At 36.1% G+C, this 11,768-nt stretch carries 9 protein-coding genes; 2 read left to right on the forward strand and 7 right to left on the reverse strand.

Translation table 11 applies throughout. The features are described 5' to 3' along the window. Positions 1 to 12: 12 nt before the first annotated feature. The 4 genes from KTQ83_RS04475 to KTQ83_RS04490 all read right to left on the reverse strand — a co-directional run bounded on the left by KTQ83_RS04475 (position 13) and on the right by KTQ83_RS04490 (position 6,053). Positions 13 to 747: an NAD-dependent protein deacylase gene (locus tag KTQ83_RS04475; protein WP_117924202.1), complete on the reverse strand. Its 735-nt coding sequence runs from the start codon at positions 745 to 747 to the stop codon at positions 13 to 15. A gap of 145 nt (positions 748 to 892) precedes the next feature. Further along, positions 893 to 2,158, reverse strand: a complete 1,266-nt coding sequence (gene ltrA, locus KTQ83_RS04480) for a group II intron reverse transcriptase/maturase (protein WP_217256105.1) — start codon at positions 2,156 to 2,158, stop codon at positions 893 to 895. 551 nt (positions 2,159 to 2,709) lie between these two features. Next, on the reverse strand, positions 2,710 to 5,262 hold the full coding sequence (locus KTQ83_RS04485; RefSeq protein WP_186998793.1) for an ATP-dependent Clp protease ATP-binding subunit: 2,553 nt from the start codon (positions 5,260 to 5,262) through the stop codon (positions 2,710 to 2,712). A 122-nt stretch (positions 5,263 to 5,384) separates the two neighbouring features. Beyond that, positions 5,385 to 6,053 (reverse strand): transaldolase family protein, encoded by a 669-nt coding sequence (locus tag KTQ83_RS04490; protein ID WP_186998792.1) that lies wholly within the window; start codon positions 6,051 to 6,053, stop codon positions 5,385 to 5,387. A 140-nt stretch (positions 6,054 to 6,193) separates the two neighbouring features. Here KTQ83_RS04490 and KTQ83_RS04495 point away from each other — a divergent pair, with 140 nt between their 5' ends. Further along, on the forward strand, positions 6,194 to 6,937 hold the full coding sequence (locus KTQ83_RS04495; protein ID WP_117924208.1) for a DeoR/GlpR family DNA-binding transcription regulator: 744 nt from the start codon (positions 6,194 to 6,196) through the stop codon (positions 6,935 to 6,937). A gap of 16 nt (positions 6,938 to 6,953) precedes the next feature. Here the strand turns inward: KTQ83_RS04495 and nagA are convergent, their stop codons facing one another. Next, complete coding sequence (gene nagA / locus KTQ83_RS04500) at positions 6,954 to 8,093, reverse strand: N-acetylglucosamine-6-phosphate deacetylase (protein WP_117924209.1); 1,140 nt, start codon at positions 8,091 to 8,093, stop codon at positions 6,954 to 6,956. Positions 8,094 to 8,253: 160 nt separating this feature from the next. Here nagA and KTQ83_RS04505 point away from each other — a divergent pair, with 160 nt between their 5' ends. Beyond that, positions 8,254 to 9,447 carry an FprA family A-type flavoprotein gene (locus KTQ83_RS04505; protein WP_217256106.1) on the forward strand — a complete coding sequence of 398 codons (1,194 nt, stop codon included), beginning with the start codon at positions 8,254 to 8,256 and terminating at the stop codon, positions 9,445 to 9,447. 14 nt (positions 9,448 to 9,461) lie between these two features. Here the strand turns inward: KTQ83_RS04505 and KTQ83_RS04510 are convergent, their stop codons facing one another. Both KTQ83_RS04510 and KTQ83_RS04515 read right to left on the reverse strand, forming a co-directional pair. Further along, a complete protein-coding gene (locus KTQ83_RS04510) occupies positions 9,462 to 10,769 on the reverse strand; it encodes an RsmF rRNA methyltransferase first C-terminal domain-containing protein (RefSeq protein ID WP_217256107.1) in 1,308 nt (435 codons plus the stop codon). Next, positions 10,766 to 11,768, reverse strand: a 1,003-nt coding sequence (locus KTQ83_RS04515; RefSeq protein WP_217285026.1) for a M23 family metallopeptidase, incomplete at its 5' end; no start/stop codon positions are given. The genes KTQ83_RS04510 and KTQ83_RS04515, both read right to left, overlap by 4 nt.

Here is an 11,768-nt window from a genome sequence, read left to right on the forward strand (position 1 = left end):
CAAGTTTAGTGTTTATTTCACATAAACTTCACATAGTGAATCATCTAAAACCTTACCAATCGAATCATGAATAACAAGATCCGCCTTTGAATCCATATTTGTACTGTCTTTATTGATCAAAACCAAATGTTTGCCATGAAAATAGTTAATTAAACCAGCCGCAGGATATACGACAAGACTTGTACCACCTACAATTAAAAGATCTGCCTGCTCAATCGCATGAATAGCCGAATACAATGTATATTCATCTAAGCCTTCTTCATACAAAACAACATCTGGCTTAATGATGGCACCACACTTGCTACATCTAGGAATACCTTCATTATCTCTTAGTTTCATCATATCCTCTAGAGAATATTTTGTTTGACAATGCGTACAAGTATTTCTTAAAACACTTCCATGCAATTCATAGACCTTTTTAGAACCTGCCATCTGATGTAAGCCATCAATATTCTGTGTCACAATCCCTTTTAGCTTTCCCATTTTTTCAAGCTTTGAAAGAGCATGATGCGCCTTATTAGGTTGGGCATCTGGATAAATCATCTGATTAAAATAAAAATCAAAGAATTCTTTAGGATGACTTAAATAAAAACTATGTGACAACATAATCTCAGCCGGATATGGATACTTCTTTTTATATAATCCATTATCACTACGAAAATCTGGAATGTTACTTTCTGTAGACACACCAGCACCACCAAAAAATACTATATTATGACTTTCTTGAATCCAATCTTTTAAAGACATAACATCGTCGAGTAGACTTTGTCTCGACCTTCACCCCTTTCATCAATATAAAATAATTTCGCGATGAGAGGTTCAAGTCTCAAAAGCCCCTCACAGAACCGCACGTGCCCTATTAAGGCATACGGCTCTTCAACAAATTATTCACCTAATAAGCACTATTTAAATATATCTTAGGACACTCCAGTAGATGTATCTTTAGGATATTTATATATTTATTCCAAGTTAACCAGTTAGTCTGGTCTCTGCGTCTCTTGCTTTTACGCAATTCTACTAGAACATATTTATAGAACTTTAGTAGACCGACATAGTTACCATAAATTCCATAATATCTGTAATGTCCTGTTAATCTCACATTCAACGCTTCAATGGTATCCTTAATGCTTTCGTGCATATGTTCCCATAACCATCTCTTAATGGCTTCTCTTTTCATTTTCAACTTCTTCTTGCTTGTTCTATGCAGTACACAATATTTGCCCCAATGACTTTTCGCATTGTAATGTGTAAATCCAAGAAAATCAAAGGATTCCTTTGTTCCCTTGTATCTGCCAAAGGGTAGTATTCTGCTTTTATCTTCTGCAATTTCAAGACCAAACTTCTTTAGTCTCTCTATTAAAAGCTGATAAAACTTTTGCGCTTCATTCTCGTATTGAAACAGACATACAAAATCATCTGCATAGCGTACCATATACATTTCGCCCCTGAATTCACGTTTCTTTACATAATCGAACCATGTATCAAGTACATAATGTAGATACACATTTCCAGTACTGGTGATATTAATCCTCCCTGTACTTTTCCTGAATCTGTAGCCAGTCGTTTTACCATCTTCCATAACTCCACCAATCAGAAATCGTTTGATGTATCTGATAAAATTCTTGTCTGCTATGTCATGCTCTAAAAAATTTATCATCCAATCATGGTCGATGTTGTCGAAGAATCCTTTAATATCTGCGTCTAAGATGTAATTAACCTTATTAGCCATGATATGTTTGTTCACTCTCTGTATTGCATCGTGACAACTCCTGTTTGGACGAAACCCAAAAGAGAAATCTTTGAATTTGGGTTCATAGATTGCCTCTAGAATCTCCTTGAAGACTCCTTGCACAACTTTATCCTCAAATGATGGAATGCCTAGTCCGCGCATTTTCCCATTTCCTTTCGGTATAAAGGCTCTGCACACTGGATAAGGCCTATAAGAAAATTTCTTCATTCTGATTAACAGATTTTCAATATTTTCGTCTATGTTTTCTCCATATTGCTCCTTGGTTACCCCGTCAACTCCAACCGCTTTTCCTTTCGGTTGCTTTTTGTAGGATTCCTTGAGTGTGTCATTGTTTACATATTTCATTAACGACTGTACTCTGTCATATCTTGCTACGAGATTGGCTATTTCTGCTTTCTCTTTTTCCATAGATTACTTGCCTCCTGTGCTTTCTATGTTTTGATTGCAAAAGCAACTTATTGTCCGTCCCTTCCCTCTAGCGTCATTACTGCTTTCCATGGTACTATAGACGAATCCGACTCCTCAATGGTCTTCGTTCATACTCATCATTGCATTGACCGATACTCCCTACTGTCTCATGTACAGAACCATCCAGGCCTCCCAGGTATTTCAAATATAACAATATCAGGTATGCCGTGCTCTAGGACTCCGGTGTGTTTTCATAGTCTCGCTTTAGCGACTAATCCTTGTTGGTGACCCAAGAAAGTAGTAGACCACCCCACACAATCGATAATTCTAACGGAGCTCAATCACTTCACGCTTACGCATTACGGCGTTCCTGTTTCCTGTCCTACGCTTAAACACCGTTGTTAGCCTTTGGTGCTCCAAGGACTTGGTACTGGCAACTTGCTAGGTTTTACCAGACTGGATTCCCACCAGTTATATATTTGGCACCGAACTGGCGCACACTTCCTGAAACTATTATACCTCTAAATAAGAAAAGAAAGGAAGATAATTCACTATCTTCCTTGAATATCAAATGTATACTCGCCATTTTGACAATCTACATGGATTACATCCCCTTGCATAGCGCCAGTCTTAATCATTTCCTTGGCAATCTGTGTCTCAAGATTTCTTTGGATATAACGCTTCATAGGACGAGCACCATATACAGGATCTACCCCCATCTTTGCGATCTGATTGTATACAGCATCACTTACATTCAATGTAATGTCACGTTCAGCCAAACGTTTTTGTAGCAAGCCGACAAACTTGTGGGCAATCTTAATAAAGGCCGAATCATCTAATGCGTTGAACACAATAATTTCATCGATACGGTTAATGAATTCTGGTTTAAAGTGACGCTTTACTTCTTCCATATATTTATCATGTACATCACCAGATTCAAAGGCATATTGGCTACCTAAGTTAGATGTTAAGATAATAATTGTATTCTTAAAATCTACCGTAACACCTTTCGAGTCTGTAATACGACCATCATCAAGAATTTGAAGTAACACATTGAATACATCTGGATGCGCCTTTTCGATTTCATCAAACAAGACAATACTATATGGATTACGACGAACAGCTTCCGTTAATTGACCTCCCTCATCGTATCCTACATATCCAGGAGGTGCACCAATTAATCGTGCCACACTGTGTTTTTCCATGTATTCACTCATATCAATACGCACAATATGTCTTTCATCGTCAAATAACTGTTCAGCCAAAGCCTTGGCAACCTCCGTTTTACCAACACCAGTTGGACCTAAGAACATGAACGATCCAATTGGACGATTCTCATCTTGAATCTGTGCTTTAGAACGCAAGATTGCATCTGTTACAAGTTCTAGAGCTTCATTTTGACCAACAACACGTTTTTCAAGTTCTTCCTTCAAATTCAATAATTTATCTCTTTCAGAGGCAACCAAACGAGTCACTTCAACGCCTGTCCATCTAGAAACGATTTTCGCAATCAATTCTTCATTGACCGTTTCTTGAATCAAAGCATCCTCTTTTTGACTTGCCTGCTCTTTTTGAATACGAGCCTCTAATTCTGGAATCGTGCCATATTGAAGTTTAGCAGCATCTTCGTAACGAGCTTCATTACGCGCTTGCTCTAAATCCAAACGAGCTTTCTCCAAACGTTGTTTATCCTCTTTTTCATTAGCCAAGCCATGTTTTTCGTCTTCCCACTTAGAATGCATTTCATCACGCTTTGATTGTAAAGAAGCTAATTCACTTTCAATTTCTTCACGACGCTCAATAGCCCTTTTATCTTCTTCTTTTTGTAGAGAAGTCTTTTCAATTTGAAGTTGTAAAATCTTACGCTGTAATTCATCCAACTCTTGAGGCATACTTTCCATTTCAACCTTTAACGTAGCACAAGCCTCATCCACTAAGTCAATTGCCTTATCTGGTAAGAAACGATCCGTGATATAACGATCGGACATAGTAGCTGCCGCAATTAAAGCTTCATCCAAAATACGTACACCATGATAACTTTCAAAACGATCTTTTAATCCACGCAAAATACTGATTGTATCCTCTACACTTGGCTGAGCAACTTGTACTTTTTGGAAACGACGCTCTAAAGCGGCATCCTTTTCAATATATTTACGATATTCATTGAAAGTTGTTGCACCAATACAATGTAGTTCACCACGCGCTAACATTGGCTTTAATAAGTTAGCCGCATCCATACTACCTTCGGTTTTACCTGCACCAACCAAGTTATGAATTTCATCAATAAACAAGATGATTTGTCCATCCGATTTTTTAACTTCATCCAAAATGGATTTTAAACGCTCCTCAAATTCACCACGATACTTAGCACCGGCAATCAAAGATCCCATATCCAATTCAATCAAGCGTTTCTCTTTTAATGACTCAGGCACATCCCCCTTCATAATACGCCATGCGATCCCTTCAACAACAGCTGTCTTACCAACACCAGGTTCACCAATCAAAACAGGGTTGTTCTTTGTCTTACGAGATAAAATCTGCATAACACGTCGAATTTCATCATCACGTCCAATAATTGGATCAATCTTACCATCACGCACATCCTGAACTAGATCACGACCATATTTCTTTAAAGCTTCTACATTCTCTTCTGAATTTGGCGTATCAAATTTTTTACCATTACGACGCTCTAATTCAGCTTTGTAGCAAGCATCCTTATTCAAGTTAAAAGTTCTTACCAATTCTTTAGAAATATAAGAACGATTAAACAATAGAGCTAAGAATACACTAGCTACTGAAAGATAAGTTTCATCATGTTGACTCGCCCAGTTTTGCGCATCTTCAAACGATTTCTGCACTTCATTGGATAAATTTATATTACTTGTTGAGCTCTTTGCGACACGATTAGATTCTTGTTGAGCCATCTGTAAAGCACGACCTTTATCCAAGCCAATACGCTCAAACAAGCCGTCCAATACATCATCCTTAAAAATCGTTTCCAACATATCCACAGTATCTACACTTGGATGTTGGTTGGATTTTGCCAAATTAATGGCATCCATTAAAATCTTCTGCAAACGCTCTGACATTTGATCGATATTCATAAATAAGCACCTCCTTGCGCTTAGCACTCACTCTTTGTGATTGCTAATGATAGTATAACACCATTTTTGGCACTGTCAACACTTAAGTGCTAATTATTTTTTAAAAAGAAAAGTAGATTTCTCTACTTTTCCAATGTATTACGATTATAAGCTCTTTGCCAATTTACGCTAAATTCACCCACCGCAATCTTTGTTCCTGGATGATCAATCATTTGATATAAAACATCACAAGGAACAGTTACAGCTTGAATTCCAGCCTTGATCAATTCATGTACTTGATATGTATTTTTAAAGCTTGCCGCAATCACTTTAGCCGGCATATGATTCACTCTCAACATTTCAATCAAGTCTTTTACATTCTGAACACCATCTCCATAATTACACATTCGATTTGTATAAGGTGCTAAATATTCAGCTCCATCCATTGCAGCTAAAAAAGCCTGATCCGCTGTATAAATGGCAGTAGCCAATGTGTGAATTCCTAACTTTTTACATTCTTTAATAGCTCTTAAGCCCTCATGTGTAACCGGAATCTTTACATACATATTTTTATTACGAATGGAAGAAATCATTTTTGCCTCTTCCATAATACCTTCAAAAGAGGTCTGTACCGTTTGAATAAACAACAATTGATCTTCGCTCAACACCTCACAAAGATCTTTTACTACATCCATTGCTTCTCTATTCGATTTTGTTAATATTGTAGGGTTTGTCGTAACACCCGTAATTGTTAATAACTCATTTAGTTCTTTAATTTGTTCAATATTTGATGAATCGATAATTAATTCCATAATAGATCCTCCTTAAGTTCATCTGTATACTAACACCAGAAAAATTTTGATTCAATAACCTTTTCACATCAAACAATTTATTTCAAAAGAACACAAATAAACATGTTCCCTTCTGTTTCTTTTTGTGCTTTAATAGAATCATGAACACAACACAAAGAAGATATGAAATCTATGAAAAACTAAAAAAAGATAAAACCGTACAAGTAAGTGAACTCGCAAAAGTATACTCCGTTTCCTTAATGACCATACGAAGAGATTTAGATAGTCTAGAAAACCAAGGACTCGCCACAAAGCGCTATGGAGGAGCCACACTCAATGAGTCTAGTTCAACTGAGCCTTCCTTTGAAATCAAAGAAGGTATATCACAATCGGATAAAAAAGAAATCGCGATTTATGCTAGTACACTCATTCAAGATGGAGATTCTATCTATTTGGATTGTGGTACAACCTGCCTTGAGCTCTTTAAACGTATACACCATAAAAAAATCACAATCTTTACAAATTTCTGGAAGATTCTTCACTATGTAGATCGAAATACCAAGGCGAAAATCATTATGGCTCCAGGCACCTATAATCCTGTAACTCAGGCAGCTCTATCTGAAAGCACCATTCAATTCTTTCAAAACTATTATATCGATAAAGCCTTTATTTCCGTATTAGGCCTTGACTTAGACTATGGCGTATCCATTCCCAGCATGAGTGATGCTTTAGTTAAAAAAGCGATTCTTGATTCTTCCAATAAAAAAATTTGTATGGCAGACCATACAAAATTCCATAAGAAGTATATGTCAAAAATAGCCAATATTGATGATTTTGACATGATTATCACCGATAATAAACTAGATGATACTATAAAACACGAAAACATAATAAAAGCACATTAAATGTGCTTTTATTATATTAGAATGCTTTTTGACCTTTTACATATGTCATTTCAACAGAATAGTCATCATTTAATACAACTAAATCTGCATCTTTTCCAGTTTGAATCGATCCTTTACGATCATCTACATTCAACATACGAGCCGGGTTCAATGTACAAGCATTGATAGCTGTTTGCCAAGGAACCATTGCTTTTTCTACTAAAATACGAAGTCCATCGTTGACATGCAATGTAGATCCCGCAAGACCTTTCGTATCTGTTAAGTGTGCACTTCCATCTGGATATAATTCGATTTCATTTCCACCAAACAATACTTTTGTACCAACAGGTAGTCCCTTAACCATTAATGAGTCAGTGATCATAATACAGTGGTTTGCTCCTTTAGCTGTAAAGAAGTCGTTTAATGCTTCATAAGTTGAGTGGTTTCCATCACAGATGATTTCACCATATACATCTCTATAACGCATTGCAGCACCAACTAATCCTGGTTCACGGTGATGGAATTTAGTCATACCATTGAATACGTGAGTCATTGAGTTTGCACCATTCGCAATGGCTAAACGAGCCTGTTCAAAAGTGGCTCCTGAGTGACCTTGACTACACACAATTCCATTTGCGCGTAAGAATTTAGTTAATTCATAGTTATCATCGTGTTCACAAGCCATAGTCACGATTTTAATTAAATTATTAGAAGCTGCCAAGTAACGTTTGAATTGTTCAAGATCTGGTTTTACACAATACTGTTCAGGTTGTGCTCCCTTATATACTTGATCCAAATAAGGTCCTTCAAAGTGAATACCTAAAATTTCTGCACCTTCATACCCTTCTTCAACAACTTTCGCAACATTTTTAACCGCATTTGTCAAAACTTCTTCAGACTGTGTGATTGTTGTTGGAAGAATACCTGTAACCCCTTCTTTAACAATATTTTTCATCCAGTTACGAAGGCCTTCTTCATTCGCATCATTAGTATCAAATCCATAAGCACCATGTGTGTGTACATCGATAAATCCTGGGATAATTCGTTTATCTCCATAATCCTCATCCACTTCTTTTTCGCCATATGGATAGATATTAACAATCTTTCCTTCTTCTACTTCAACTTGGGCTGCCAACCATGTATTTACGACCCAAATTCTTTTACTTTGAATAATCATATCGACAATTCCTCCTAACTATTATTATACTCTTTATAAAAGAAAACACTTACACTTTTTAGTTGACTTTTTATATTTTTTATTCAAAAAATATAAAAGATGCAAATGAATAGACATATTCTCTAAATAATTATACAATAAAAAGAAGAGGTGAACAAAAATGAAAAGAGCTAAAAAAATTATAGATAACGTGTACTGGGTTGGGGTTAGAGACTTAAATAACCGCCACTTCCATGGTGATTTATATCCAATTGATGAAGGTTGTACATATAATGCCTACTTAGTTGTAGATGATGAAGTCACACTTTTTGATACAGTCGAAGAAGAATTCACAGAAGAACTATTGGAAAGAGTTGAATCTGTACTTCAAGGAAGAGAAATTGACAATATTGTTGTTCAACATACAGAACCAGATCATTCGGGTGGATTTAAAAAAGTATATGCCAAATATCCAAACGCAAAAGTTTACGCATCTATTTCTGGAAAGAAGAATATGATTGAACAATACTTTGATCAAGTTCCATATCAGGTCGTAAAGACAAATGATACAATCAACACAGGAAAATATGACTTTGTCTTTGTCGAAATGCAAATGATTCACTGGCCAGACAACATGTTGACATATTGTCCACAGTTAAAAACAGTATTCTCAAACGATGCCTTTGGACAGCACATTGTAAACTTTAATCTAACCGATGAAGGATTGGATAAAGCATATTGTTTAAAACAAGCCAAAGAATACTTTGCGAATATTGTTTTACCATATACAACACCAGTGCAGGCTAAATTAAATCTAATTCTAGGCATGAATTTAGACATTGAATATATCATGCCGGCACATGGTATTATCTGGAAAGATTATATTGCAGATATTATTGAAACATATAAAGATATCGCAACACAAAAAGCCGCAAACAAAGCTGTTATTGTATATGAATCCGTATGGAAACATACGCAACAGATTGCTGAAAGCTTAGCCGAAGGATTCAGCGATGCTGATATGGATGTAAAAGTCTATCAATTATCGGATACAAAATCTAGTATTGTGATGCGCGAAATCATGGATGCCAAAGTTGTATGTATTGGATCTGGAACCTACAACAATGTCATGGCACCAAGTGTAGCCGCTTTCCTTGAACACATTCGTCCATGTAAATTTAAGAACAAAAAAGGGTTGGCCTTTGCTGCATACGGATGGTTTAACCAAGTTGCCAAAGAAATCGATACAAGAATGCAACAATCTGGAATCGAATCATGTCACGATGTGATCAATCAATGTTACACACCAAGTGACGATCAATTAGAAGACTATTTTAATGTCGCAAAAGAAATCGCAAAAAAATGCCAGGAATAAATTTCCTGGCATTTTTAGTCTATATTTACACGTGAATTTGGCAATAAACGAAGTCCTTTAGGAATCTTGTTTTTAATTTGTTTTCCATCACTCTTGCCAAAGCCAAACGGATGTCCCTTAAAACATACAGCCACATACCCTTTTTCGCATTCCTTTTGTAAAACTTCACCATGCATAAAAAGGTCCATTTCTTCTAGAGTTACATCCACTTTTCTTTTATAGTCAAAATCTGCAACCATATAAAAAGAATGACATGGCTCAAAACGATTCTTAATGACATCCCCTAAATATACGCCTTGACGTAATACTTTTATCTTTTTAAAATCCACAAACGGAACATCCATACCATATACTCTATCCTTATCTATATAGTAATAGTTTGGTAATGTATTCAATTGTTCCTTTAAAAATTTCTGAGTCACATTATCTATTTTTTTTAATTTTAGAACTGGAAGTTTACCTGCAACACCTGATTGTTTCTTGAATTTCGCAATGAAATGACCCTCACCACCATCCATCGGAAAGATACGACGCACATTCAAGTCTTTTAACCCTTTTCTTCCCCACGAAACTTCAGGATCCATCAAGACCATATCCTCATGTTTTTCTAAAAAATCTATGACAACATCTTCATCTTCTTCTAAAGCATATGTACAGGTTGAATACACCAAAGTACCGCCCGGTTTCAACATGGAATAGGCATGTTCTAATATTTCTTTTTGACGAGTCGCACAAAGTTCAATATTTTCAATGCTCCAATTATTTAGGGCAATATCATGCTTTTTGATCATCCCCTCACCACTACAAGGGGCGTCCACTAAAATCTTGTCAAAACAAGCATCAAACACCTTCGTAAGCTTATCTACACTTGTATTAGTTACTGCCACATTTTTCACACCCATACGCTCTATATTAGACAAAAGGATCTGGGCACGCTTCGCATCAATTTCATTTGATACTAAATAGCCACTTTTTAAATGTGATGCGATCTGCGTACTCTTTCCCCCTGGTGCTGCACATAAATCCAATACATAATCATCTTCTTGTACATCTAAAATTTCAACAGCACTTGAAGCACTTGGTTCTTGCAGATAAAAACAGCCACAAATATGGAAAGGATGATTTCCCAACGGCTTATCTACATAATAGCTTTCCTTACAGAACTGACTCGGATTATCCAAATAATCAAATTCATTCAATTCTGCCTTCTTTAAATTAATACGCATACCACGATATAAAGGTTTCGATAAAGATTCAATATAGGCATTATATTCATCTTTTAATAATTCTTGCATGCGAGAAAAATACATTTCTTGACTCATACACCCTCCAAAACGGTCTCAGGATCAATGCGACAAGCATAGCCTGAGCATGTTGCAGCCTCACTATAGCCACATCCAAAAGAAAAATCAGCACCGCTGTTTCTAAAATATTCTACGATTGAATTGAGATCCTGTTTTAATTCAAATACCTCTACATGCGTATGAGGCCCCGTTGAATTGCCACTGTTCCCACTTTTCGCTATAACTGTACCTTGACTGACTTGCTGGCCACTTGTCACATAGATTTCATTGGATAAATGCGCATAACTAATCGCATAAAGTCTATCATTTACGGCAACCACCATACAAATGGTATTTCCACCACCATTTGGCCATCCACACCAGTTTCCTAAATATCCATTGTTCGAATCCACTGGTGCATGGGCATACAATATGATACCATTGGCAACCGCTAACACATCACTATACATGGCACTTGCGATATCCAAACCTAAATGAAGACCTCCATCCGGATAGGACCAGCATCCAGCACTGATTGTACCATTTTCAACCGGATTTTGCCAAAAAGAACTATATGAATCAATTTCATAATTTCCATCCACCAAACAAGACATACCATTTTGTTGCCACGATTCATAACCACCAAAATCTGGCAATTGCTCAGTTCCTGAAATCATAGAATCTTCATTATGTTGCCCAGATTCATTGATTTGTGCTAAATGTGAAAATCGTTTTAATAAACGACTTTGACAATTCGATAATCTTTCAAGATATTCATCATATAACAATAACGTATTTTGATTCTTATCGAACTGTTTTTTATGTTTCAAATATTCTAATTCAACATTTCTATATTCATCAAAGTACAACGTCAAATTCTTTTGAATCTTATATGGATACAAGATAGAGTTGTTTCTTTGAATCGCTTGTAATTCCAAGCCATATTCCATTTTTTTCAATTCATAATAATTCTTTTTTTGTTTGGCTCTGTCACAACAAATGGTTGATTTTTGACGAGAAATAGCGTATAATAATAGT

This window comes from Holdemanella porci (assembly GCF_019052655.1).
GTDB classification, from domain to species: domain Bacteria; phylum Bacillota_I; class Bacilli_A; order Erysipelotrichales; family Erysipelotrichaceae; genus Holdemanella; species Holdemanella hominis.

Excerpts from the sequence above, each read along its gene's own strand:
- KTQ83_RS04490 (WP_186998792.1), bottom strand. The coding sequence starts at position 6,053 with ATGGAATTAATTATCGATTCATCAAATATTGAACAAATTAAAGAACTA.
- KTQ83_RS04475 (WP_117924202.1), bottom strand. The coding sequence starts at position 747 with ATGTCTTTAAAAGATTGGATTCAAGAAAGTCATAATATAGTATTTTTT.
- KTQ83_RS04485 (WP_186998793.1), bottom strand. The coding sequence starts at position 5,262 with ATGAATATCGATCAAATGTCAGAGCGTTTGCAGAAGATTTTAATGGAT.
- KTQ83_RS04495 (WP_117924208.1), top strand. The coding sequence starts at position 6,194 with ATGAACACAACACAAAGAAGATATGAAATCTATGAAAAACTAAAAAAA.
- KTQ83_RS04510 (WP_217256107.1), bottom strand. The coding sequence starts at position 10,769 with ATGAGTCAAGAAATGTATTTTTCTCGCATGCAAGAATTATTAAAAGAT.
- nagA (WP_117924209.1), bottom strand. The coding sequence starts at position 8,093 with ATGATTATTCAAAGTAAAAGAATTTGGGTCGTAAATACATGGTTGGCA.
- ltrA (WP_217256105.1), bottom strand. The coding sequence starts at position 2,158 with ATGGAAAAAGAGAAAGCAGAAATAGCCAATCTCGTAGCAAGATATGAC.
- KTQ83_RS04505 (WP_217256106.1), top strand. The coding sequence starts at position 8,254 with ATGAAAAGAGCTAAAAAAATTATAGATAACGTGTACTGGGTTGGGGTT.